Genomic DNA, 23,850 nt, shown 5'->3' with positions numbered 1-23,850 from the left:
GTCGATATCGGGGTGTAAAGGTTCTGGCTAAGCCAGATTGTCAGGCGTCGCCATCCGAGGTGCCCTGCCGCAAAAAAGGCGACACCACCTTTGTGCAACGCTCGTAGTCGGTCACGCTAAATTCGGCCACCTCCGGATAGGTGGATCCGGATAGCTGGGCGATCATCAGTGCCATAACCTGATTGTTGCCTCCGCCTTTGGCCACGTTTTCGACGGCGATGAGGTCTGCCAGCTTAGGCTCGCGAAACTCAATCTGGTTGGTATTCGTGCCACCAAGCTTATAAGACTTGGAAAGCAAGACTGTGTTTTTATCAGTCATGTTGTCGTGTCCTTGAAACTACGCTGATTACGCGAGAAGTGCGCTGCGGATGGATTGAGTGCGCGACGTGCCGCCGATGGACACATCAAACGGCGTCATTTCGATCAGGGTCGCCCCTTCGACTTCCAGCTTGTAATAACGAAGCGTGATCGAGAAATCGTTCTCGGCCATGTCACCCGGCTTCCAGGCGCCATGATCGTTCTTGATGAGGCGACCGCGAATATAGGCAGTTGCGTTGACGACGGTGCCATCCTCGTGCACGAGCGCACCGGTCACCATGAACTCGCGCTCGGAACCGACTTCCAGGCCGAACAACGTGATAACCTGAGGATCAAAGCCAGAGAGCTTGAAACTAGCCTCCATTTTTTCATAACCCATCGGAATATCGATCGGCAGCACCATACCGGCGTTGCGCAGTTCCTCGACCTTTTCCGTCGGAACCGGCAGCGTGATCTCGCTGGCCTGCCCGATCTTCGAAACGCGGTCTGCAAAAATGGTGCAGTTCCGCAGGATATAACGCGGCATGTCAGACATGAGCCTAACCCCTTAATGACGTTGAAGTGGGAGAAGTGGAGCGGATCGGCTGGTAGTTAGCCAGCCGATCCGGAAGTGATTTCCTGCGCAACCTGGTTGAGCAACAGCGTGTAGCTGGCGATATTGCGATATGCCGTAATACGGATATCAACCATCGGTGCAGGCGGTTCGAACTTCACACCAAGCTTGATGATGCCTTGTGCCATATCGTTGTCGGTGTTCGTGTCCAGCAGCCAGCAGTCATGACCGGGCAGTATTGCGCCTTCGGCTTCCATCTGCCGGAGGAAAGCGCGCCCGCCCTCGACCATGAATTTCAGATTGGCGCGGGAGAACGGCTTGTCGACAAATTCGAGATATGCCTTCTCCAGCGCTTCATTTATTGCGTCAGCAGTTCGCCGCACAGAAATGAATTGCCAGAGAAGCTCTGCCGCGCAAGTCCAGACACCCCAGAGCCGGAAGCCTGTATTATCGATATTGACGATAGTGTTGATACGGTTTTCATTGAGGTAGTTCGACTGGTCGCCATATTCGATAGGACGATTGACGCCGACAATGCCGGAAATACCGACGTTCGAGCCGGACCACCAGAAACCTTGCTCCAGATCCATTTTCGCCTGCTTGGCGGCGAAGATCGGCGAGGATGGAGCCGGAACGTTGGCATCAAGTTCCGTGTCGTACTTCAAGACTTTCGGATCGCAGATTGCGATGCGCCCCGAATTGATCAGCCCACGATACTGCACTGCAGCCTGATCGGTCGTGTCCGGCCCGTCGACATAAGCAACAGCTTTCAGCTTTTCCGCCACACCCATCAACTCGGCAACAACCGGGTTCATAACAGAACCGATATTGGCGGTTGCGGTTGCGTCCTTGGATCCAGCCTTGCCAGTGATCGTAACCGTCGGCGTGCCGGTATAGCCATAACCAGCCTTGCGAACGATGATCGCGGTGATTGCCCCCTCGGCGACAACAGCCTCAGCGACTGCACCGGATCCTGCCCCGGTAACCGCAACCGTTGTGGTGTCAGCATCGTAACCGGTTCCGCCTGCGGTCACATTGATTGAGGCAATGCCGTCGGCTGGCGAGGTCTGAGTGAAGCCTGGAGCAATAAGCAACTTTGGCTTATAGAGACCGTCCGACGATGCGCGCCGGAATGCATGGACACCGGTAAAGGCGGTCTGGTCGCCGATAAGGTTCGACCATGTTTCCGCCGTCGTCTCGCCTTCCTCAACTCGAACCACAATAATCGGACAGCCGACCTGGTCGAAAATGCTGTCGATAGCGTTTTTCAGCGTACCTGCATTGCCGAGTGTTGCTGCGTCCTGCGGGCGCAGGATCTGCACCGGCTTATTCAACGGGAACGCAAGTACGTCCGCATTCGGCGCAGTACCGATAAGGCCGATGACGGCAGTGCGCGCAATACGCACCAGAAGTGGAGTTTCGGCACTTTCGAATACACGCGTGCCATGGTGAAAGGACACAGATGCCATAGCGGCACTCCTTTTGTTAAGACGGATTAGGGTGGACGATAGTAAGCTAGGCGCAACGCGAGGATTGCGGCCTCGAACGCCGTGTCAGCTGTCAATAGCCATGACAAGTCGCCTAAGTTAGTGGTGAAGAATTAGAACTTGCAGCTGCGCAACAACGACAAACCGCATTGGTTGTCGCGCCATGGCAAATACAGATGGTATTCGCCAATTATTTGAATACGGCTTTCAGATACGGGAGACGCGAACCTACCCCCGCAACAGCAAAGCTGATAAGAACCGTGAAGGCTGATAACAGCGAGATTGATTTCAACGCCCCGATAGGCGGAAGAACTCGTGGGATCCATATTTGTAGTGTTTCAAGCACGATCGGATGCAAAACGTAAACGCCGAGAGTAACAGAGCTAAGGCTAGTCAGAACCGAAGTTCTCTTTAGTGGTATTCGAAGGAAAATCGAATAAACACATACAGACATAACTATCACGGTGGGGCTGAGATAATTGTAGAGATAAAGACCGGAACCATTTGGCCCATACAGATCCACCAACAACCAAGTGCCCACTACGGTAGCGATAAAAGATAACACTGCCCCAACCAAAGCAATTCGTAGCGGCAATGGCCTTCGACTAACTGGCCCACCAATAAGGTAATAGCCGATGAAAGGCAGAAACCAGCTAAATGCCGTCATTCTTCTATCTGTTATCGTCCAAACCGCACATGCAACAGCCAAACAGACCAATCCCGTTACAAGAAGCTGGCGATCACCTACAGCTTTACCATAAGCTGCAAACGCTGGAGTAAAGAGATAAAGCCCCCCGATCAGAAACAGAAAATACAAATGGTAGTACGGTTGACCCGCCAAGAAGCGCATTGCGATATCATTAGCGCTTTGCACGCCGGAATAAGCGAAAAACACTGCGCTCCAGAAAACAACGACTAAGGATAGCCGGCGAAACCTCCTCCCCAGAAAAGCGCTACCGTGTGTGTTATTGGGGCCAACATTTAATGCACCGCTCAGCAGGACGAAGACTGGCACACACCAACGAACAGCAGAGTCCACAGCGTTTGCAAAATGCCATTGGTATAATGGGATGCTCCCGTACTGATACAGATATCCTGCAGCCGCATGTAACACTATTACAGCACAGCAAGCGAGGACACGAGCCAAATCGAACGGCGCGTTGCGGTCTGTCATCTCACCCCTCTGCCTGCTAGCGACCATCGATGCCTAACCGCAAAACCTCACGATGGCAACAGAGCTTATGTTCTATCGGGTTCTCGCCTCGCCAGAAGAAGTTACAGTTTCGGCCAAGCTATAACGTCTAACACTGCTCGCGCTGCCACTTCATTTTCGGCCTCGTCAACGTCACGTTTTGAGCCGAGACGAACACTTTCAATTGCGGCACCAACTTGTTGCCATCGACTAAAGGCAATCAATACTGTGTCAGCAACATCCGCTAGCGTTGGCCCTGTAATACCGATTTCGGATGAAAGGACTGGATAATCCTCTGACTGCGGGCTAGCGGCAGCTTTAAATGCTCGCGCCTCATCCACCTTCTGTTGATACGTCATGGCCTGCCCATTGCCTGGCGTGATGTATTTCAAGCGTTCGTTTTCGGCCTCAGCATCAATCTTCGCCTTCAAGTGAATCTTCAATTGCGAAAGCGAAATTGACGATAAGTCCACATCGAGAGCTTTCTCCATCTGCGCGCTTAGCTCGTTCGGCCAACTTAATTTACCATCACTATAGATACACTCAGCCGCTAGAGATGGGTTTCGATTCGCGAATGCCGTCACTTCATTTTCGGTCATAAGAGTATGCATTAGACTGTGCCTCCGAATGAAGCTGAAAAGACATGCCCGTAATCGGCATTAATCGTTGATGGATTGAGATTCATAGTTGAGCTGCTAGATTGCACGACCATTAGTGAAAGCACGTCACCTTGCTGACACAACAGCGAAGTGGACATCGCGAGAATTCGCCCTCTCGAATTGACAGCAGCCTCGGCAACATTCACTCCATTTCTGCGCAAAGTCAGATTTGTTCGCTCTGCCACGTCCTCGAAGAAGAAATTTGCGAAAACGTTCCAGATCCCGCGCTTTGGTATGGTAGCTTGTCCATTCGCGGCATTATACATTCCCGAACTATCAAATTCAGTTTGGTCCAGAATGACAGTCGTGGGTGTAATCGACGGTATACTCGTGACAGCCGTGTGCTTGGCTTTGAAGCCTAACGCCTGCGTAGGAAGTCGGGAAAGCGAAGACAGTATCCATTTTCCGAGGTTCGCAGAATAGATTAGCAAAGCGGGAACATTCGCAACCATATCTCCCGACCGGACAGCAACACCATCAGCGCCCGATATTGCTTTCGCGCCGGTTCCGTTAAGATTGAATGTCGCACCCGCATTTGGGGCGAAATTCGGACTCACTATAACTGTAAAACCATCATAGAGTTGATCTGGCACCACTGATAATGTGCCCGTCATCGCGCTGGATGTCCCCCCGACTATTGCAAAATTCCAGCGACCCGACTGAACATCTAACGCCAGCTTTTCTATGTATACGCCACCAACTTTTTCAAAGATGCGACCATTCGGAAGACTTATACCATGTCCCTCTGGCGGCGTCAGAATTGCCCAACCAGCAGATGTGTATTCAGCTATTTTTCCAGATTGACCATTCCAGGCCCCCGTTGCGCCCGCTGGGACATAATACACGTCTCCGATTGATGGCGCTGCTGGAGGCGCAGAAACTGACATCGATATGACAGGCAACCAAGGCAATCGGCTCAATCTCTGCAACGCAACCTTGAACGATGGGTCAACGACAATCGTGATCGCTGCAATGTTCGAGAATGCGACCTCCAGTCGAATAGTGCCTTCGACCGTCTGTCCGCTCGACGGGATTGGTTTGCTGATAGGAGGATCGTAGCGAGCGATAGCAATCAGATCGCCATCCTGATCAATCAGGCCTGCTTCCCGAATTGTGAATGGCCCTTCTGAGGCCTCCAGAAAAATATCGAAGTACGCCACATTCGATGCGCCCACCACAGTGCCATGACCAGAAATCGCCTTGCGTGCAACTTCATGGTAAAGCGCAGTTTCGCCGCCCGACGGAACGGTTGTGCCGTCACCGATTGCGATGTGAGTAATGACAACGGAAGTACCGTTGGCAAGCGCCGCCGCTTCCTTCGCGCGGCCAAGGTTCGTCATCAAAGCGAACGTGTTTTGAGCCATAGTCTTAAACCTTGTAATGAGCAGTTGCCGATATGAAGGCGCACGGCGCACCGGCAATAAAACTGGATGCCCTTAATACGGGCGGTTCGAACGCGAACGGATGGGCAATTGCTGTCAGATTAGTTCGGGGCAATGCACCGATGTAGGTCGTGCCACGGGCCTGTATGACTGCGCGGGTTCCAAACACGCGTGATTTTGGCTTGGCAGCATCAACCGATGCGATTGCCGCCGCTTGTGCCTCAAGATCAAAAACCGGACTGCCATTGCGATAAAGGATTTCCACACGGAATGTTCCGCGCCTCGAACCATCCTCCCACCACTCGACAATGCGGGTTTCCAGCTCAAATGCTGCCAGCGCTCGCTCAACCGCACCACGCGTACCCTTGAGACGATGCACCATAGGAGAAGCAGCAATAACCCGGCGCTGTTGCGCTTCGGGCCAGTCAGCCGACCAGACATCAACCGACACACCCATTGCCAGATATGGCAACAGAACCTTCGGACACGTGGCAGGATTCCAGATCGTCGCGACAACGGCGGGATCTACCGTCGCAATCCGTGCCAGTTCGGCAGCGAGCAATGCGACAGTGAGTGGCGAAGAACGCGCAGGAAGAATGGAAAGCGCGAGATCTACGACGGCGTCAATCGCTTCACCTGGCGTCATTGCCACGATCCTTGCGTTTGAACCGTATTGACCGTGATTGCGCCGACTTGTCCGACACCTTTCGAACCCGGCTCGATATCAGCCGCAGGCGAAACCACCTCAACAGTCACATTGTCGTCGACCGCTGCGCGACCGCCGATAACCTCGCGCTGCACGGCCAAACCGATACGACGGCGAGACGCGGCATATGCAGTCAGTCGCTTTTTCGCTTCCGCCGCCATCGCCGACACGTCGACACCCGGTGCATAATAAAGAGTGACCTCGATATCGTAAGGCGTAACGGTCGCAGGCTCGATGCGGACATTGTCACCAATTGGCCGAACGTCCTTCGGCGTCACCGCCTCGAACGCCCGGTTCAACAACGTTTGATCTGTAGGGCCGTAGGTAACCGTCGGAAGAATTACGACGAGTATTTCAGGTGCTAGCACCGGATCGCCGGTAGCCCGACCGGAAAACGGGTTCGGGATCAGCCCCATTGAATAGGCGTCTGCATGAAGTCCATTCGTATAGGTTGCAGCATCTTCCTCGGAATAGACCGCAACATCGGCGATATCCCGTTTTCCATCCAGCTCCAGAGCATGAAACGCATATGCACCTTCCGGCCCTGCGGTCGAAAACGCTTCAAACGCGAGCAGGATGCGGGCGCGGAAAATGTCGTCGAGTTCGACCCATTTCCCCAGAACCGGATCCCATTGCGAATTTTCCGGCTGATCGTCCTCGGCATTGTCGTAGACAAGACGCGAAATACCGGCATAGGTCGCTGCGATATGGTCAAGGTCGCCGCCGATGGCAGTCGCCAGAGACAAGGCGCGGATTGCTTCATTGACCCGCTGGCGAAACTTCATTTCCTGATAGCCGCCGCCTTCCGAAAAGGCGATCACCATGGGATCGGTTTCCAGCTTCTCAACATCGTAAGAAACGCCGAACCGTTCCAGCGCGGCAATCAGGTATTCGTCGCGTGAGCTTTTGATTTCCTCGAAATCCACCGCGACGACGCTTGGAACATCGCCAAGGTCAGCCAGGTTCGGCGCAACAAAGCGGCTCATGACATAGTCCTTGCTATTGTGATGTTCGTGGAGGTCTCGCCTTCGGTCACGGAAAAATCGCCCTTGTGACCATTCGGGTAATAGACACCCCGTATCTGGAGATCGATGACGCCCTGCTCGGTCAGGTTGCCGATGTTTATGCCGGTGACCGCGAAGCGCGGCTCCCATTTCGCAATAGCCATGGCGCAAGCCGAATAGATGCCGAGAATGACGCGATCATTCATCGGTCTATCGATCAGTCCCATCAGCTCGGAACCGAAGTCCCGACGCATCACCCGAGATCCAACCAGCGTTGTCAGAATGACCTCAATCGACTGCCGAACATGGTCAAAGCCCGCCAGCAGTGAACCGTCCACGTTCGAAAAGCCGAGGGATGACATGGCCTATTCCTTAACCGGACGAACAGTCTTTTGCCGGTCGGACGGCTTTTCCAGCTGATGACCGTAGGGAGCCATAAATTGCTTGGCCACGGCATCTGGCATTTCCTGCTCGGCAGCTTTGGCTATGTAGTAAGTGCCGCCGTAAAAGCCGCTTTCCTTCACGATGACTTTCATCACCTGTTCTCCTTTGGTCAGTCGCACGACCACTTGGTCGCGCCAGAAATGAGACTTGCGCCACAACCCGTCGTGTCGCCGGTTCGCGCCACGGGATCGCCTTCGCAGATGAACTTCGATGATCCCGACACAATCGGCGTAACGCCATGACCGGGAATGGGGCAGGAATGCAGATCGCCTTTTCTGGCAATGAGCTTTCCCTCGCATATCCACTTGTCAGCGGACGAAATTACGGTGCCACCATGACTGGATGTATCACCGAGACGAACGATCAGTGGCATCAGGCAAGGTTTCCGTTGGAGGCTGTAAAAGTGATACTCGCCGCATCAATCGTGACAGTGTCGTCACTGATGAAAAAGCGGACACCGCCCTTGACGATCACCGCGTCCGGCCCGTCGTGCGGGCGCGGGTTTGCATTCGAGTGCGTCGAGAAATCAATGACGGCATCAGTTAGGTCACCGCTTTCCGACATGACATCGACCTGCTGTCCGACCGTTGGCGGGATATGGGTCGATATCCCGCCCGCTGCGATTTCCTTCCACGGGATCCAGCCGGTTCGGAACGGTTGATCGCCGCCCTCGATTTTCACACGAGCGACGCCTTTGCCATGGTCGATCTCATCGATCACGCCGGTTCGACGATGATTAGCCAAACGACGTTCAACCTCGAACAGTCGGCGCTGCATCTCGACGAGGACATCAGCAAGAGATTCAGCCATCAGATTTTCTCGAAATCGACCCGCGAAATGTCCGGTTCTGTCGCTTCCGCTGCGAGCGGCGGCACATCGCAAAGCGCCCTCGCCTCATCCAGCGTGAAACCAAACCGTCGACGTTGCTCTATGGAGTTAAGCTGGATGACGGCCAAGCCCATCAGTTCTTGCAGTTTCTGCAAATACGGATGCTGTACCGCTTCCATCTGATCGAGCAGTTTTTGCCATACAGAAGTCGATGCAACCGGCTCGCCGTAAACCGGATCCGGAAGCAAGTCGCAGGTGATGCTTTGCTGATGCGCTGCCATACGGGTGCCAGTCTCGGCATCTGCCGTTCGCCTGCGCTCAACCTTGACGATATCACGAACAAGGATACGCCAGATCTCGGCCCACGGATTATCTGGATCCATCAACGCGGCGATAGACTGTCTATCGACAACATCAAGAAACAATTCGAAGGCAGAGTCAGTTGCGGGTATTCCAGGAATGATCGTGCTTTCACCAGTCTCCTGATTGGTTTCGACCATCGACGCTGCGACGCCGGTTTCAATCAAAAGTTCAGTAAGTCCGTTCTGCCAGAGTCGTCGCGCACTACTCAGATCTTCGGCCTTCGATCCGTCGGTATAGACCGATATAAAGGGTTTCTCCTGATCGGTGCGAAGGCTACCGTCCGCCCCGACGTCAATCGATCCAATTTCACTGTCGAGAACATTGGAACCGACCGAGGTCGCACCGTTAAGCGCCCCGATTGTCGCGATACGCAGTGCAATTCGACCTATAGACATCAGATCTGCCCCAGTTTCACGACGATGAGATTGCTATATCGATCCGACACTGCGGCGACTTCAAACCAAGGCTTTCCCGCCCTATCATTCGCGCGGACCTTGTCGCCAACCTCCGGATCAGGACCGGTGTAGGTTGAACGATCCAGGAACAGTTCGGCCTCGCCCAACGACAGCCGAGATCTATATGTCCCGGTAGGACCGGGAGCGCGCGAGTCATCGCCACCGACATGCAGGAGCGCGTTAATCTCAATCGATGGCCGATCAGGATCCACGACCTGCTTTTTCATGAAAGACAGGCGAACCGACTCGCCATAGCTACGTGCCATCTTTTGATCGACCATAGCTTCCAGTTTTCGCCAGTTCGCCATGTCGCTTACACCGAAAGACGCACCGCGCCGAAGTCGGATGGGTTCGCCGCCGCCTCGGTAGCGTGACCGATGAAGGTATTGCCGGTCGCTGTCGTCGAGATATTCTTGTCAGCGGCAACGTAATAGACCTTGGCACCAACGGCCCACGCTTGCGCGGAAACCTTCGGCAAGGCGAAAACGCCCCTGGTTGCGATTTCCACATCTTCGCCAGCTTTTGCGGAGAACTGGGCAACGCCGAACAGATCGCCGACAACAACCAGGTCGCCAGAATTCACGTCAGCTGGAGCCGGAACGGTGACGCTGTCACCTGGCTGAATATAGTTTTTCATGGGAGTTTTTCCTTATGAAGGATCAGAACGGAAAGGATGGCGGGTCCAAACGACCCGCCTGCTGTCGATCAGGCTCCGGCGTTCTTGTAGCCAAAGCGATAGTCGGTCGCGCCACAGCCGAAGTCGTGTTCAACTGACATGCTGAAACCCTGACGCCCGAACGGCTCATCCATACGCACGCGCGGTGCCTCGTAGCCTTCCAGATAACCCCAGCGGTAGTTCGAGCCTGCCGAAGGTTCGCCAAACAGATGCCACGCATTGCCCTGGATCTGGTTCGACTCAATCAGCTCGAACTTGCCGGAGAAAATATTGACGGTCGAAACCGTCGCGGGCGTAATCGAAGCCAGAAGCTTTTCGGCTTCGGTCAGCTTGTCGGGGCCAACCAGCATGATGCGAGCGGCATTCGACAGCAACGGATTGCCGTCCAGGCTCTTTTGCTTGCTCATGGCCTTCCGGCCATCACCGACACTGTCGACGGTAATTGCGGACGGAGTACCGGCAAGGTTCTTGTGATCCGCGTGGAACACCGACTTGCCGTCTGCAAGGTTACCGTTGAAGGCACCCGCATAGAAAGTGACTTCCTCAAACAGCGCGACAGAAGCGCCATAGCTGGTAAGAAGATCAGAGATTGCGCCCAGATCATCATTGATCAGCATCTGACGGCTGACGTTCAGAGCGATGGCGTAGCTGAATGCCTGTACCTGCTCCTTGCCTTCGCCGAACGAGCCATATTTGATCTCGCCGTTCTCCAGCACCTTTTTCAGGAGTGGGAAATCACCGACCTTCACAGTGGTGTCAGGACGGAAGTCACGGAAGTTGCGTTGACGCGCAAAGCGTCGGAACGTTGGCTGGGCAAGCGCATAGCGCTGTTCGAGAGTTCGGTTGACCGCACCTTCGAAGATTGCCGGGAAATCGGAGGTCGAATGCGAAGCGCGCGTAAACACATCGTCGATGTCGCGGGCATTCATCATGCGACGACCGCGATAGTTGACGCTCTCTGCAGCCAGATCGACAAGGCCCATGCCCATATATTGGCGAGCAGCTGCAGAAGGGCCAGCCTGCGGCGTCGGTGCACCGAGGCCATAAGCGAGCGCCTCAATCTGGGCAGATCGACGAGTAACCGCCTCATCATGAACCACATCGACACGTACACGGCTGTCTGTTGGGCTCTGGCGCTCATTCGAAACCATATGATCGAGGAGCAAGCTGCGGAAAGTCTCGACCGGCGTGCCAGAGCGAACATGCTCGCGACCAAGATCCGGAAAACCGGAACGTGTAGCCAGATCCTCAATAGTGCTGGACCGCTCACGCTCGGCGCGCACGCCTTCGTCGACTGCAGCTCGGACGGCCGGATCGACTGGCGACGCGTTGCGCTGTTCGTTTTCCATCCGGGTAATATCCGAACGGACCTGATCGGCCTCAGCCAGAATGGTGGCATGTTCCTGCTCGATTGCCCGAACCGCATCTTCATCGAGATCATCGGTAATGCGCGCGCGGGTAGCTTCCGCACGGTCGGTGATTTCTTTCAGCTTCGAACGCAGGCCCAGCAAGGCAACGTTGGCACCGATCAGGTGCATTCCGTCAGGCTGTACGAATGCACGATAATCGAGGGATGCTGCATGCGATGGATCTGCGGCGAACAACGCCATAGCCAGACCGACGCAGATAAATGCGGCGACGGTCGCGAAAATGTAAGCACCCTTATTCATGGTGTGCGTTTCCTTCTATGTACCGGGCAAAACAAGCGCCGTCGCCCTGCAACCCCGGAGAATTGCAGGCGGCAAACTGGAAATGGGTGATTGCTGGATTAAGTGAGGCGGCGGACAGCTTCCGCCATTCTCATCCGCGCTGAGGCCGCAAACGTCGATACGGGCTTGCGGTCGATCAAAAGCGGGAATGTATCGGTTTGATTGCGCACCTGTGCGCCGGGATCTGCCGGAACCGTCACGAACGAAATTTCGTTCGGCGTCCAACGTTCGACGAATACCTTTTCGACCTCACCCTTTTTCTGGGCTTCCTCGATCCGGATCTTGTCGATGGAATAGCCGACCGACACATTTTTGATGATGCCATCGGAGACCAGACCGAACATACGGTCGGCGCGCTCGTCGATCCCGGCTTTTGGAAACCGGACCTTAGCTTTACCCTCGCCGCCTTCAACCCACGCCCGCTCGACAACCGCGACCTGCGAAAAGGTCGACCAGACAGAATGACTATCCAGAACCGGCGCACCGGCATTCATCCGCGACAGATCGATTGCCTTGTCGCTGACAAGCAGGATCTCGTCGAACGGAACAACCGTATCCCAGCCTACATAACGGCGACGGCGAACAGTTGCGCCGGTAGTCCATACCAGATCCAGCGTGCGTGTCTCGGTATCGACACCGGATGGCAGCAGCCGGACTTCCTGCATCTGCATGGGCAGACTGTCCGGCATCTTGCGCAGGTTAAGTTTCGTCATCGTTTTCGTCCTTCTCAGGAGGATCGTCGGTATTGACGGGCTGCTGGACCTGACCGGCCTGCGATATGCGGCGCGGATCGCTGTCCAGGATGATGCCTCGCTTGTCGAGCTTGGCGTTGTCCGACTCTATTTCGTCCAGCACATCATCAGTGTTTTCACCGGTCTCGGCGATTGCCGATGAGAGCGAGCGGAAACCGGCGCGAACTTCCTTGATCCTGGCATTCACATCTTTCAGCGGATCCGCTGAGTAGAAACGCGGCGGCGACCATTCAACCGCCACAGTGGGAGTGTTGATCTTACCGGCAAGGTAGGCAGCCTCACAGAACCAGTCCCACATCGGCTGCAACAGCATCGGTATGATGACCTGCCATTGCAGCATTGAGATCATGCGCCGGAAGCCTTCCAGGCCGATCTTGCTCGACGAGTAGTTGACCTTGTCGAGCCGACCGGTCATGAGCGCATAAGGAACGCGCCAGCCAGCTGCGATAGTATGCAGCATCGAAGCTTTATAAGGATCGTAGCTGTCGGTAACGGCAGGCTGCGAGAATTTCAAATCTCGCCCGCCCACAGCGTTGTAGAACATACCCGGCGTGAACTTTTCGACACGCTGCCCGTGCACATTGTAAATGCCCGGTGCCGTCGCTTCGCCATCCCTACCGGTCGGCGGCAATCCAATCGTGTCGTCAATGTCACCGCCGGTCATCACCCCGACGATGCAGGCTTCGAGACGCTTTCTGACAAGCTCTGACTGCTCATACTCGGCGAGGTCGAATGTATCGTCCATCGCTGGCGTCCCCCATGGAACGCCCCTGACCTGCGTGCGCTGTTTTTCGAAGACATGCGCAATATCAGCTGCCGGGACAGGCTTCGAAACTATGGTCGATTGCGGGTCAAAAAAGCTGTTTCCGGGGTGAGATCCGAACATCCAGTAGGCGCGCTTGCGGCCTATCGCATCGAACTCGATCCCCTGAATTGCCTTGCCGCCGCCAGATAATACCCCTTCCTTGGTACTATCGAGCAGGTCCGATTCAATCACCTGCAGCTGCAGCGGAACCGGCAATCCATCTTCCAACCTGCGGCGGCGGCGACGTACAATACCGTCACCGCTTTCAAACATCTCTCGAACCGTCAGGGCAACGATGCCGTTGAAGTCGAGATCGCCATCAGCATCGCAAACCTTGCTCCATTCCTGGAACAGTTTGATTGCTTCCTTGTTCTTCGAGCGCGGGATAATGCCGTCGCCGATGGCATGGCTGACCAGCTCGGAGACAGCTTTCGCCGCATAGGGATTGTTGCGGACCAGATCCCGCATACGGTCGCGAAGCTTGCGACCGGCGCGAGCGATCTCGGCATCTGCCGATGTCGACTTTGCGCGACGGCCTGATTTCAGGCGATTGGTTTCCGCACCGGAATAGCTGCGCTGGACAATTTCCATTGCAGCGCGGTGACGGACACGACGCAGCCCCGCCTCCGGCGACACGTAGCCGATGGCCTTATCAAGAATGTTCCCAATGCCCATTAGTCTAACGCCGCCAGAATAGTGCGAGGGCCGCGTGATTTACGGGCCCGAAGATCCGCAAGCGCTTCCCGCATATCTTTCAAGGAATGATATTCCACTTCACGGCGGGTGCCGCCTGAGTGGAATATGACTTTCTTCGCGCCGGTCAGAATAGCTTCCTCTAGCGCTGCGATCTGATCGTCTATTGTCGCCATGACTATAACCACTCCGAAGGTGCGATCTGTGGAAGGGATGAAACAGGTTTGATTTCCGGTGGCGTCGACAACTCGCCCTCACGGTGTGCCCAGTTCGCATTCACCATCTGGCGAGCGGCGAAGGCATAAACCGTGCAGTCGAGAGCTTCGTGTCGTCGCCCCGGCACCGGCACGAATTGCCGAACCGTTTGTCCGCGCGAGTATTTGACTACCAGTTGCTCACCTACGAGCTGTTCAAACCAGACAACAGGCAGAGCTTTCGAAAAGCGCATGGAACCTGCGCGCGCGAGCCGACCGAAAATGTGGCTCTTGATGCCGTCGACACCGACGATGAACAGCTTTCCACCCTTGACGGTGGACTTGGATTTCTCAATCCATGGCCGGTTGCCGCCTACGCCCTTGATCGCAAACACGCGCCTACGGAACCGTGGGAATGCATAACGATAGACAGTTTCCATCGTTTCGCCGTCCGAGCTGTCGATGCAGGTGGCATCGACCTTGATCTTGCCGCCGAGCGGGTGATCCCATTGCGTGCCGAGCGCGACATCCAATTCCGACCAAGTTGTGTGATCGTCGTATCGCCCCCAAATCACCTCATGTCCGAGGGCGTAAGGAATCCCTTCTTTGTCCCAACCTATGAAGGTGATTTCCAATCGATCATCCTGCACGTCCACGCCTGCGGTGATGATAAGAACCTGAACAGGAATGCCGGTCGTGGCCGTCGCATCGTCATCGTCTGGAGTTTCCGCAACCAGGCTGAAATCTTCGGCGCGGCTCGCAAGCTCGATATCATCCAGCTCGTCGGTGTTTTCCTTCCAGCCTTGCGCGAGGATCGTGTTGATGAACGTTTGAAGCTTCGACGGATCATTCTTCGCGCCGACAAACTCTTTCGCCAACCGACCCCAAGACGCATTCGGTAGCAAGGATATCAGGGCATTCATCCGAAACCCTGCATGGTCCTTTACTTCCGGTTTCAGTGCCCGCCAGCGACCATTCGCAACCATGCCGGGTTTATGACGCTCATCGATAACCGAGCCGCATTCCCGGCAAACATAGTAAGCTTTCTCCGGCTCACCTTCCGGCCATTGAATATCGGACCACTGGATCTCATGGAAGTGTCCGCACTCAGGGCAAGGCACCTCATAAATTCGCTTATCCGACTGCTCATAGGATTGCAGCACATGGCTGGTTTCCTCATAAACTGGCGTCGACCCCATTACGATCTTGCGATCCGCAAACGACAGGGTGCGGCGCTCGGCGAGCAGGATCGGCGACCCTTCCTTGGTCGCCGACATGCCGTCCGCTTCGTCGATAAACAGGATGCGCACATTATGGCGGCGCAGGTTGCGCGGTGCCTTCGCAGCAATGACTTTCAGAAAGCCGCCTGGAAAGCGCCGGGAAAGCAGAGTGTTTCTGCCGCCCTCATCCACATCGCCGGTCAACAATCCGTTGAGTGCGGGCGAGGCATCAAAGATCGGCTCGACATCCGAAACCATATAGTCGCGGCAGTCAGCCTCAGTAGGCAGGAGCGAAAGGATCGGCGACGGATCGTTCGAACAGAAACTGGCCATCGCACTTGTCAGAAGCGTCGTGAAGCCGACGCGCACCGGCTTTACCAGTGTGACACGCTCAAGCGCGCTGTCGCCGATAGCGTCTGCAATCTCGCGCTGCGGTGGCCAGAGCCTCACCCGACCCGTCAGCGACGATACGCCCTCCGGCAGGTAAACTGTCTGCTCAATCCATTCCGAGAGCTTCAGTTTCGGTGGCGGCGTCAGGGCTTCCCATACTGCCCGCCGCGTGATCGCCAGAGCCGTCGTCATCGTCCTTTTCACCAAGCTCTGTAAGTGCCGTGCGAATTTCCTCGTCGATCAGATCGACATCGAAAGTGGTAAGGTGGGGCAGCATCTGGCGGCATCTGGATGGAACCGCCATCATCACGTTTCGGACGCGTCGGGCTATCGAAACCCATTCGTTGCGAACCTCGGCAATCGGGACCAGTTCCTTGCGCATTGCCGCGTTGCGCATTGCTGCCTGGTCGGCTTGCTCGCGTGCCAGTCGGGCACGTTCTGTGGAGAGCGCGTCGACATTGTCACCGCCTCGACCTGCCGCGATCCCGCGCAGATGCTCGCAATAGAGCTGAACTGATTTGCGCAGGTCGAAGCGATTCCGACCTGTCTTCACAATGATTCCACGCTCGACGTAATCGGATATTGCCCGCTTTGAAACGCCGAGGATCTCTGCGAGATCTGCCGCTGTTATCCCAGCTTCGTTTTCAGGCTGTTCGTCATCCTCCACCGGATCTTGCACCGGCAAAAGTGGCTGCGCGGCCTGATCGACGTGCTTCTTGTGCGATTTGGCAGCAAAACTGGGGCTGACATTGAACTTTTCCGCTGCCTGCCGGACGGTATGGCCTTCCTCAATGAAAGCTATGACCTGCTGGCGCAGCTCGTCTGAATACCCTTTGGCCATGTGATTCCGATTCCATTCAAAGGGCGGTGGAATCCCCCTGTAAAAATTCGCAGAGACCGAAATCCCGCAGTCGCGCTCACCCGCTCCGGTCACAGACCGGGGAAAGGACCCAATGGAGGGGGTGGAAGGGGTTGACCGGGTCGGTCGGGTGCCCTGCCCTGATCGGCAGCCTATGGCAGCAACTTCTTGATCGCTGCGTCGACACGCTCTTGAAGCAAGGGCGCTGCCATACGTTCAAATGCAACCTTGGTTGATCCCTTGGTCATTTCCACTGGGATAAACACATCCGACCGGGTGTAGGTAATACGACTGCCTGACTTGTTAAGCCGGTGAAAGACGTGTCCGTAAAACTTTGGCACATCCTGTCGGTTCGGAAACTTGCCACCCTTCATAAACGAACCCGCGAAAACCTTGCGCTGTCCGAATGGCTTGGCCGAGACACCCTTGCGGGTTTCCTTTGGCGACAGGTATTTCAGGCGAATGTTACCGCCTCGCGTGACCATATCGTAAGAAAGCTTGCCGGGTCTTGCGACACCGGGATCGCCGATTGCTTTGACGATGGTCCTACGCTGCAAGCCGGTCTGTTTCGTCAGTGCACGAACAACTTGCGTCTTCGCCCTGTTGCCAACCTGATTGACGATGCGTGGCAGCACTTTAGGAAATCGGGTGTTCAACTGATCAAGCCTGCTACCAAACAGTGACAGGTGCTTGTCAGCCCAGTGCGCCGTTATCGTTGCCATGAGCTGCCTCTATAGAAAATGGAAAGAGCGCCTCATGGGCGCTCAATGGTATCGGTGATTGGTAGGCATAGCTTACGCACTGACCCTGAATCGGTGTCTCAAGTTTGAGACTGTCAGGGCGGGGTCCGACCGGCGTACCAACCTCAGAACTTTCGTTCCCGCTGTCTAGGCGTTTTCAGAGGCTCACTACAGGATCATCGGATTATCCGTGAGCCGAATACGCTCACAAAGGTTCGAGGATTGCAAGAGGCATAATTGCTGGCGTCGATCTTCCAAAGAAATCGATATCAACCACCGCGTTACCCTTTCCATCGTGACCGCCCGAAACAATCTCTCCATTGCGCCCGGCAAATATCCCATCGCGAATATGAACTTTCATACCTCGCTTGAATACAGCTTGCGGCACCTCATGATCAAAATGGCCGTTCTCTGCTTTCTCGTTGAAAGACAATACCTTATCGTCTGAAACGAGATGAGGGTTTTCATAACCTCCAAGTATCCCAGCAACATACTCGAAGCCCATTAATGCAGCCATCGTGTCATTTGAAATGATGCAGCGGGCGAAGATGTAACCAATGAAAATAGGTTCTTTTCTAGGTGGGATAACACGATGACGCTTGCGTATTTCCTTGCCCAATTTCATGGGGACAAGCGTTTCGATATCGGCATCCAATAGAGCATTGCCCACAGCGATTTCACGACCAGTCATCACTTTCAGCACCAGCCAAGGAGAATCATCACCGGCCCGAATCGCTGCCTTAGCATTCTCAATGCGCCTGCGTTTTCTTTCTTCAATGGACTTATCGAGCTTTGCATAGCATCGCGACAGGTCGATATGCGCTGCCTGATCAATCAAACGCTTATCTGCCATCATCATCACCCAATCCCCTCAAAGCAATCTCGAACCCGTTCAACCCTTCCGGTCCACCTGCCGGGAAATAAACCCATTCGGCATTGCCCGTATCAGGCAACCAAGGCCAACCGCGCTCAATGTGAAAAGCTTCCCAAGCCTTCCATTCATCGCCACCGATGCGAACCTGCACGAGAAGATCCTTGATTGCCTGCAAGCGAACAGGAACAAGCGCACCGCGACGGTTTGCAGCTCGTTCGAACAATTCATTCACAGCCGGGAAACCTTGCCGTGCCTGCTTTTCGCGAAGAAGGGCCTCAGCCGTAAAGCGTCCGCTTTCTGAGAGGTCCCGCTCGAATGCATTCAGTGAGACAGCCTGCGTTGGACCATTCAGCAAAAGCTCATAGACGCGTGCGCCCCAAATCTTGCCAAGTTGCGGCGCTGGCACCGAACCCGATTGTTCGACCGGCGCTTTCGCTGGCAGCTTTTCCCAACGCTTTTCTCGAAGATAGACCGCATAGGAGCATACAACCTTGCGTCCAATGGCCTTAGCGGCCTCGACGTAACGAGCCGCACCATCCGAAGCCGCGATGCGATCTTCCGGCGAGAGCGTATTCCAGACCCGGAACGCGTCAGGCTCGCTGTCTGTGACCGCAGTCGGCCAAACGTGGAAAGCCTTTTTGAATGCACGCTCAATGGCCTTCCGGTTTTCCCTGCTTTCCTGCTCGCTCTCGCGCTCTCTCTCAGATAATGGTTTATCTGATGGTTCTATGACGGTTCGGGTGACACCGTGACACCCGTCGGCGTCGTCAATGTCACCCGTCTCAGCCGCCGTTGTCACGGGTGACACCGTGTCACCGGTGACACCATGACACCCGTCGGCAGCAATATCAGTGTCCGGCAGACCGTGAAGCACCTTCATGTTGAAGTTGTATCGGGTCGTTTCACCCGGACGCCCGCTTGCTGTAGAGACAACAATAAGCAGGTTTTCATCAACAAAATCGCGCAAAAGACGCTGCACTGTGCGTTCCGACATATCGGTTTCACGCGCCAATTTGCCTACAGACGGCCAAATGCCGCGCCCGTTGTCGTCCGCAAAGTCAGCCAGACGAACCGCAAGCATCTTCCGGCTTGATGAGCCTAGCTGTTTTTTGAATATCCGTGACATGACGGCAATACTCATTGTCCCACCCTTAGCCATGCTTCGAAAGCAGCGCGCAGATCCCGCCAGCGATCAGCCGCAGCGCTGTTTTCGTTCAATTCTTTTCTGGATTGTATTTTCAGGATCGTGCGCAGCTTTTCCGCTGCCCGTTCCTTTGTTAAAGGCCACTCAAGGCCGTGCCGTTGCTCAAGAAATGCCTTGAACGCGTCGTCGTCACACTTCATTGCAGCCTCAGCTGCATAGTTCTGCAAACGGCGCTGTCCGCCTTGCTTTGGCCCACGCTGTCGCATCGCAACAATTGCCCGATCAACCAATTCGAGCATAATTGTCACCATGCGCGGCGCACTTACGATGAAATCAATCTCGTCAAATGTCGCGCCGGGATGGAACGTGGCGACCTTATTAAGCTCGCCATGTCGCGTCTTTGCCTCAACGAACGAAGCATCACCCTCGCAGCAAAGCTGCCAGTCAGCGCCTTCCAACGCCGCCAGTTTCGCGCGTATGCGGCGCAGATCAGAAGCATCAGCGCTCATGACGGCACCTGCTCGGATAACAGCAGCAGTCGTCCTTCGGCGTGCTTCAATGCAGCGCCGCGAACGTTTCCACGAAAACGCGTCTGATGCATGGCAGCATAAAAGCAAACGAGATACTCGCTACCAGCATCGAACTTGTGTCGAGCGCAGGCGCTTTCCAGCACGTGCCGATACTTCAACATGATTGAGATCGGACACGTCAGCAGTACAACGGCGCGCTCAGCGTCGGTCCCGGCATCGTTCATTACGCGAAGAATGGGGAGCATCGTGTCGGTCATGGCACAACCCGCCCATTCGCCTCATGCCCCCATACATCCCAGCCCTTTCGCGGGCCGCGAGCGTTAAGCTCAAGCTTCGCAACATCGGGATAAAATTTCTCAATCTGTTCCGCGAAATAAGCAGGCTTTGCAGAGTGCTTGCCCTTTTTCTCGCGATGAACGGTCGGGGGCAGCATTTCCGGCAACGGGCACGCAATGTCGCCCCGGCGACCAATCAACAACAATTCGTGCTGATCGCGCCCCCAGTAACCATTGCCTATGTCAACTTTGTCCCAAATCCAGTGATGAACGTATTTGAAGCCGCACGCTTCCATCACACGCAGGGCATCAGGAAGCATCGGATTAGTAGCCCATAGAAACAATACAGCAGGATTGTTGCCGCCGATCAGCTCGACCATTTCCGCCGCGATGTCGTCCGTGGTCATTGTCGGATAATGATTTTCGGCGCTTTTCTCGCCGCCTGTAACATCGGAGTGAACCCGGAATTTCCACGCCGGATCTGCATAATAAACCGAATAGATACGATCCAACTTGGCTGGCGCAGTTGCTTTTCCCAAATCGGCGATCATCGCCATATTTGTCAGGCGAACAGCATGCTTGACCTTTTGTTGGTGCGTGCGGATTTCCTTGCTTTCGCCCCGAATGCGCTTTTCATCCGCAAGAGCGCCCTCGATGTAGGCGATCTGTGCCAGATCGTTCGGAAGCTTTTTGAGCCGATCCAGTGTCACGCCATTGTCGAGACGCGTTCCCCGCAGCAGGCGCAGTGCCGCTTCGCAAATCTTCTCACCGCGTTCGGCGTCGCGCTGGATAGACCGCTCCGTTTTGCCGTCAGTTCCGCCGTCGCAGCGACAAAACTGCGGCGTTCTTGTCGTTCGATCAAGTCGCCAAGTTGGCGGCTTGATTTCGGTCGCCGCCATGTTGTGTTTCCGGATATTTGAGCAGGTAAAGTTCTTTGCGCCGAAAGGTGAAGACGGCCCGATCAGCAGCCGTCAATTCCGAACGTGCTAGATTTTCATCGATTTCCCACAACTCGGAATCAAGCTTGCTTTCATCACGAATAAAGCCGGAACTTCCAGCCAGCCCAACTGCCGGGCAGCTTCCAGACGGTGGGCACCAGCTGATAGTACGAACGGTAAATCGTCCTCACCGACCCGAACCGTGATCGGTGTGCGCATGCCCAGTTTCGGCAAAGGACTGCTTGAGCGCTTCAACCTTGGATGCATCAACCTCGCGCAAGCGGTCGCGAACATCGATATCGGCAATCTTGATATGGACAGGTGCATCCATGTCAGCGCCCTTCCGCCAGATAAATGGCTATAAAAAATGGAGAAGCCGCCATCAGATTGATCAGGACAGCGACAATGACAGGGATAAGAAAATCGTGCTTAAGCAGGCGCTTGATCATTGTCGCACCGCCCGCAAGGGTTCCAACCCTTCAAGCTTGCGCAACTCGTCAACCAGTTTCCGCACCCGGCGGCGAGGAATAGGACGCCATTGACCGCCGTTTTGAGAGTAGTGACAGCGCCAGCCCTGCATGCGAAGGCGAATACCAAAGCGATGCAGATAGCAGTTGAAGTATTCAACGCTCCCGCTTACTTCCGGCTCGAACCGCCGGGGAGCGCCATTGTCAGCGATCCATTGATCAACAAGGCTTGAGACGGAAACCATCGTTAAGCCCCCACCTTGCGCAGCAGGTCTTGAAGCGCCCGCATTGCTTCGCGCGCTTCCTTGGCGATGGTCTTGCGTTCGCCAGCATCAATGCGACCATCTGCCAGAGCTGCAAGAACAGCCTGCGAAACGTCCATCGTTTCAGACATGACGCGGTGCGCATCCATTGCCGTCAGCGGCGTGTGATCACCGTCAATCACAGCATTGGCAGCAACCAGTTCATAACCAAGCAATTCCGCAGCTTGTTTAATAATCGTCGGGGATTTCGCTTTGCGATCAACCTCGATAGCAACATCAAGCGGCATGAAACTGTCGTGATGCTCATCATTGAATGATGCATACTTGGAAAGCGTCGAAGTACCGACGCGGGTAAATGGCAGAATGCAGCTAATGCCACCCGCCAACGCATAAGCGCCATCGGTTGCAGACTTAAGCGAACGCTGTTCTTGCTCGGAAATAGTGCGCACGAAACACCCCCCTGAAAATTTCAAGGAAAAAAAGTCGTCAAAGGATTCGGTGAAACTCTCAGGCCGCGCCGTTAAAGCTTGACCATCTACTCGAAACGAGGCGGACCACAGGTCCAACGCTTATGAAAGGATGCGAATGATGGTTTCATGGCGCTGCCACCAAGTCGGAATTTACGGTCGGGGCGCGCTGCCCAGCATTGTTACAGCGCGCCCCAGCTTCGCCACTGGGGAGGTCAGCAGGCGAAACGCAGTCATTAGCAGGAGCAGCGACAGATCGTTCTTTCAGCCAGCCCATCGCACGCTCGAAGATGCCTGTTGATAGATCGCGCTTACCGGCGATCAAATCGTCGATATGTCCGCCGCGACCAAACAGTGTCTTTGAAACAGACGAACGTGACACCCCCGCCAATTCGCAATAGCGATCAGCTTCTGAGATGAGATCTTCGATGAGCCTGCTTTTCACTGATGACACCGCCAACATTCCTCTTTCTGCTAATAATGCGGAACATAGGGGACATATTTCCCCATTGTCAACGGATAATTGTCCCCCTTACGGACAAATCGTTGAGGACGATAATCCCCGTATGGAAAACACTATTCAACAGCGCATTCGAGAGCGCCTTGAAGCTCTTGATCTGACACCAGAACAAGCCAGTCGAAAAGCTGGATTGGATAAGACTTATTTGCGCAAATTGTTTGAGCGCCCATCCGCATCACCACGCGGCAATACGCTCGAAGCGCTCGCAAAAGCGCTGGAAGTTGATATCGCACACCTCGTATCTACAGGCGATTCGGTAGTAGAAAAGGTTAGTAGCGACATCACTAACAACGACGTGAAAAACGCGAACGTTAACCCACCGTCAAGGCAAGTAATGCCAAATGATGTTCCCGTACTTGGAACCGCTGCGGGGTCCGTGGAAGGAGCATTTCAATTGGTTGACGGTGTTATTGACTATGTGAGACGCCCCCCGGCTCTTATGAACTCCCGCGACATTTATTCCATTTTTGTAGAAGGGTCCTCAATGTACCCGGAGCATAAACATGGAGACCTTCGGTTCATTAATCCGCACAAACCCGCACGCGTTGGCGATAGTATTGTTATCCAGATTAAGAACGATGGTCGCCTTACTTACGATGCCATGATTGGCCATCTCGTAAAGCGCACCGCTACACAGCTAGTCATAGGAAAACTTAACCCTGAGATGTCCCTAACGTACTCGTTGGACGACATTGTCAGCGTGCATAAAGTGCTAGACATGAACGAACTATTCGGCGTCTAGGGACAAATTTCCTTTTTCATGTTGACAGGGGACATTTGTCCCCTCTATACCATTACTCGCCCCCACGGAGCAGATCGTGCCGGTTGAGTAGTGAGTAACGGCTCGATCTCTCCTCTTTGGGCTTAACAGCAATGGAGATCGCCGTGATTAAAGTTCAGCCAAAAACAATTTCAAAGACCGCCCCCACTTGCCGTGACAATG

At 54.8% G+C, this 23,850-nt stretch carries 34 protein-coding genes; 2 read left to right on the top strand and 32 right to left on the bottom strand.

Annotation, left to right across the window (positions count from 1 at the left end; all coding sequences use genetic code 11):
* Positions 1–40: 40 nt before the first annotated feature.
* From OHI65_RS09130 to OHI65_RS23045, 27 genes are all read right to left on the bottom strand, one after another.
* Positions 41–319, bottom strand: coding sequence for a phage tail assembly protein (locus OHI65_RS09130; RefSeq protein WP_151609880.1), 279 nt, complete (start codon positions 317–319; stop codon positions 41–43).
* Between the two features lie 27 nt (positions 320–346).
* Positions 347–853 carry a phage major tail tube protein gene (locus OHI65_RS09125; RefSeq protein WP_114215482.1) on the bottom strand — a complete coding sequence of 169 codons (507 nt, stop codon included), beginning with the start codon at positions 851–853 and terminating at the stop codon, positions 347–349.
* Between the two features lie 56 nt (positions 854–909).
* Positions 910–2,340 (bottom strand): phage tail sheath subtilisin-like domain-containing protein, encoded by a 1,431-nt coding sequence (locus OHI65_RS09120; RefSeq protein WP_264358675.1) that lies wholly within the window; start codon positions 2,338–2,340, stop codon positions 910–912.
* Between the two features lie 208 nt (positions 2,341–2,548).
* The gene (locus OHI65_RS09115; protein WP_264358674.1) at positions 2,549–3,532 is read right to left on the bottom strand and encodes an acyltransferase; all 984 of its coding nucleotides are present in this window, start codon (positions 3,530–3,532) and stop codon (positions 2,549–2,551) included.
* Positions 3,533–3,633: 101 nt separating this feature from the next.
* On the bottom strand, positions 3,634–4,161 hold the full coding sequence (locus OHI65_RS09110; RefSeq protein WP_264358673.1) for a hypothetical protein: 528 nt from the start codon (positions 4,159–4,161) through the stop codon (positions 3,634–3,636).
* Positions 4,161–5,573: a phage tail protein gene (locus tag OHI65_RS09105; protein WP_264358672.1), complete on the bottom strand. Its 1,413-nt coding sequence runs from the start codon at positions 5,571–5,573 to the stop codon at positions 4,161–4,163. The genes OHI65_RS09110 and OHI65_RS09105 overlap by 1 nt, the downstream gene beginning before the upstream one ends.
* Before the next feature lie 4 nt (positions 5,574–5,577).
* Positions 5,578–6,237, bottom strand: coding sequence for a phage tail protein I (locus OHI65_RS09100; protein WP_264358671.1), 660 nt, complete (start codon positions 6,235–6,237; stop codon positions 5,578–5,580).
* Positions 6,234–7,283: a baseplate J/gp47 family protein gene (locus OHI65_RS09095; protein ID WP_264358670.1), complete on the bottom strand. Its 1,050-nt coding sequence runs from the start codon at positions 7,281–7,283 to the stop codon at positions 6,234–6,236. The genes OHI65_RS09100 and OHI65_RS09095 overlap by 4 nt, the downstream gene beginning before the upstream one ends.
* Positions 7,280–7,663, bottom strand: coding sequence for a GPW/gp25 family protein (locus OHI65_RS09090; RefSeq protein ID WP_264358669.1), 384 nt, complete (start codon positions 7,661–7,663; stop codon positions 7,280–7,282). The genes OHI65_RS09095 and OHI65_RS09090 overlap by 4 nt, the downstream gene beginning before the upstream one ends.
* 3 nt (positions 7,664–7,666) lie before the next feature.
* On the bottom strand, positions 7,667–7,837 hold the full coding sequence (locus OHI65_RS09085) for a hypothetical protein (RefSeq protein WP_264358668.1): 171 nt from the start codon (positions 7,835–7,837) through the stop codon (positions 7,667–7,669).
* Between the two features lie 17 nt (positions 7,838–7,854).
* The gene (locus OHI65_RS09080; RefSeq protein WP_151653055.1) at positions 7,855–8,118 is read right to left on the bottom strand and encodes a PAAR domain-containing protein; all 264 of its coding nucleotides are present in this window, start codon (positions 8,116–8,118) and stop codon (positions 7,855–7,857) included.
* Positions 8,118–8,555 carry a phage baseplate assembly protein V gene (locus tag OHI65_RS09075; RefSeq protein ID WP_264358667.1) on the bottom strand — a complete coding sequence of 146 codons (438 nt, stop codon included), beginning with the start codon at positions 8,553–8,555 and terminating at the stop codon, positions 8,118–8,120. The genes OHI65_RS09080 and OHI65_RS09075 overlap by 1 nt, the downstream gene beginning before the upstream one ends.
* Positions 8,555–9,331: a hypothetical protein gene (locus tag OHI65_RS09070; RefSeq protein ID WP_264358666.1), complete on the bottom strand. Its 777-nt coding sequence runs from the start codon at positions 9,329–9,331 to the stop codon at positions 8,555–8,557. Before OHI65_RS09070 ends, OHI65_RS09075 begins: the two co-directional genes overlap by 1 nt.
* Positions 9,331–9,699 (bottom strand): hypothetical protein, encoded by a 369-nt coding sequence (locus OHI65_RS09065; protein WP_264358665.1) that lies wholly within the window; start codon positions 9,697–9,699, stop codon positions 9,331–9,333. Before OHI65_RS09065 ends, OHI65_RS09070 begins: the two co-directional genes overlap by 1 nt.
* Before the next feature lie 5 nt (positions 9,700–9,704).
* Positions 9,705–10,028, bottom strand: a complete 324-nt coding sequence (locus OHI65_RS09060; RefSeq protein WP_264358664.1) for a DUF2190 family protein — start codon at positions 10,026–10,028, stop codon at positions 9,705–9,707.
* A 68-nt stretch (positions 10,029–10,096) separates the two neighbouring features.
* A complete protein-coding gene (locus OHI65_RS09055; RefSeq protein WP_264358663.1) occupies positions 10,097–11,737 on the bottom strand; it encodes a hypothetical protein in 1,641 nt (546 codons plus the stop codon).
* Between the two features lie 98 nt (positions 11,738–11,835).
* Positions 11,836–12,489, bottom strand: coding sequence for a hypothetical protein (locus tag OHI65_RS09050; protein ID WP_264358662.1), 654 nt, complete (start codon positions 12,487–12,489; stop codon positions 11,836–11,838).
* Positions 12,476–14,008: a phage portal protein gene (locus tag OHI65_RS09045; RefSeq protein ID WP_264358661.1), complete on the bottom strand. Its 1,533-nt coding sequence runs from the start codon at positions 14,006–14,008 to the stop codon at positions 12,476–12,478. The genes OHI65_RS09050 and OHI65_RS09045 overlap by 14 nt, the downstream gene beginning before the upstream one ends.
* Positions 14,008–14,202, bottom strand: a complete 195-nt coding sequence (locus tag OHI65_RS09040) for a phage head-tail joining protein (protein ID WP_264358660.1) — start codon at positions 14,200–14,202, stop codon at positions 14,008–14,010. The genes OHI65_RS09045 and OHI65_RS09040 overlap by 1 nt, the downstream gene beginning before the upstream one ends.
* A 2-nt stretch (positions 14,203–14,204) precedes the next feature.
* The gene (locus tag OHI65_RS09035) at positions 14,205–16,022 is read right to left on the bottom strand and encodes a phage terminase large subunit family protein (protein WP_264358659.1); all 1,818 of its coding nucleotides are present in this window, start codon (positions 16,020–16,022) and stop codon (positions 14,205–14,207) included.
* A complete protein-coding gene (locus OHI65_RS09030; RefSeq protein ID WP_264358658.1) occupies positions 15,937–16,671 on the bottom strand; it encodes a MerR family transcriptional regulator in 735 nt (244 codons plus the stop codon). The genes OHI65_RS09035 and OHI65_RS09030 overlap by 86 nt, the downstream gene beginning before the upstream one ends.
* Positions 16,672–16,841: 170 nt before the next feature.
* Positions 16,842–17,411 carry a hypothetical protein gene (locus OHI65_RS09025; RefSeq protein WP_264358657.1) on the bottom strand — a complete coding sequence of 190 codons (570 nt, stop codon included), beginning with the start codon at positions 17,409–17,411 and terminating at the stop codon, positions 16,842–16,844.
* A 223-nt stretch (positions 17,412–17,634) separates the two neighbouring features.
* Positions 17,635–18,288 carry a transcription termination/antitermination protein NusG gene (gene nusG / locus OHI65_RS09020; RefSeq protein WP_264358656.1) on the bottom strand — a complete coding sequence of 218 codons (654 nt, stop codon included), beginning with the start codon at positions 18,286–18,288 and terminating at the stop codon, positions 17,635–17,637.
* Complete coding sequence (locus OHI65_RS09015; RefSeq protein ID WP_264358655.1) at positions 18,272–19,444, bottom strand: helix-turn-helix domain-containing protein; 1,173 nt, start codon at positions 19,442–19,444, stop codon at positions 18,272–18,274. The genes nusG and OHI65_RS09015 overlap by 17 nt, the downstream gene beginning before the upstream one ends.
* Positions 19,441–19,905: a hypothetical protein gene (locus OHI65_RS09010; protein WP_264358654.1), complete on the bottom strand. Its 465-nt coding sequence runs from the start codon at positions 19,903–19,905 to the stop codon at positions 19,441–19,443. The genes OHI65_RS09015 and OHI65_RS09010 overlap by 4 nt, the downstream gene beginning before the upstream one ends.
* A gap of 47 nt (positions 19,906–19,952) precedes the next feature.
* On the bottom strand, positions 19,953–20,234 hold the full coding sequence (locus OHI65_RS09005) for a hypothetical protein (protein WP_264358653.1): 282 nt from the start codon (positions 20,232–20,234) through the stop codon (positions 19,953–19,955).
* Positions 20,231–20,809 (bottom strand): MT-A70 family methyltransferase, encoded by a 579-nt coding sequence (locus OHI65_RS23045; protein ID WP_413541915.1) that lies wholly within the window; start codon positions 20,807–20,809, stop codon positions 20,231–20,233. The genes OHI65_RS09005 and OHI65_RS23045 overlap by 4 nt, the downstream gene beginning before the upstream one ends.
* Positions 20,810–20,827: 18 nt before the next feature.
* Between OHI65_RS23045 and OHI65_RS23040 the strand changes: the two genes are divergently transcribed.
* Positions 20,828–21,172, top strand: a complete 345-nt coding sequence (locus tag OHI65_RS23040) for a hypothetical protein (protein WP_413541914.1) — start codon at positions 20,828–20,830, stop codon at positions 21,170–21,172.
* Between the two features lie 66 nt (positions 21,173–21,238).
* Here OHI65_RS23040 and OHI65_RS23035 read toward each other — a convergent pair whose 3' ends face one another.
* From OHI65_RS23035 to OHI65_RS08985, 5 genes are all read right to left on the bottom strand, one after another.
* Positions 21,239–21,409 carry a ParB N-terminal domain-containing protein gene (locus OHI65_RS23035; RefSeq protein WP_413541913.1) on the bottom strand — a complete coding sequence of 57 codons (171 nt, stop codon included), beginning with the start codon at positions 21,407–21,409 and terminating at the stop codon, positions 21,239–21,241.
* Positions 21,378–21,521: a hypothetical protein gene (locus OHI65_RS23030; RefSeq protein WP_413541912.1), complete on the bottom strand. Its 144-nt coding sequence runs from the start codon at positions 21,519–21,521 to the stop codon at positions 21,378–21,380. The genes OHI65_RS23035 and OHI65_RS23030 overlap by 32 nt, the downstream gene beginning before the upstream one ends.
* A gap of 114 nt (positions 21,522–21,635) precedes the next feature.
* Complete coding sequence (locus OHI65_RS08995) at positions 21,636–21,902, bottom strand: hypothetical protein (RefSeq protein WP_264358652.1); 267 nt, start codon at positions 21,900–21,902, stop codon at positions 21,636–21,638.
* A gap of 2 nt (positions 21,903–21,904) precedes the next feature.
* Positions 21,905–22,369: a phage regulatory CII family protein gene (locus OHI65_RS08990; RefSeq protein ID WP_264358651.1), complete on the bottom strand. Its 465-nt coding sequence runs from the start codon at positions 22,367–22,369 to the stop codon at positions 21,905–21,907.
* A gap of 145 nt (positions 22,370–22,514) precedes the next feature.
* Positions 22,515–22,832, bottom strand: coding sequence for a hypothetical protein (locus OHI65_RS08985; protein WP_264358650.1), 318 nt, complete (start codon positions 22,830–22,832; stop codon positions 22,515–22,517).
* Between OHI65_RS08985 and OHI65_RS08980 the strand changes: the two genes are divergently transcribed.
* Positions 22,816–23,649, top strand: coding sequence for an XRE family transcriptional regulator (locus OHI65_RS08980; protein ID WP_264358649.1), 834 nt, complete (start codon positions 22,816–22,818; stop codon positions 23,647–23,649). The genes OHI65_RS08985 and OHI65_RS08980 overlap by 17 nt on opposite strands.
* Positions 23,650–23,850: the final 201 nt, after the last annotated feature.

It is taken from the genome of Brucella sp. MAB-22, assembly GCF_025908475.1.
Classification (GTDB): Bacteria; Pseudomonadota; Alphaproteobacteria; order Rhizobiales; family Rhizobiaceae; genus Brucella; species Brucella anthropi.
Note: the sequence above shows the minus strand (reverse complement) of the source record. Positions and strands in the feature narration are given on the sequence as shown.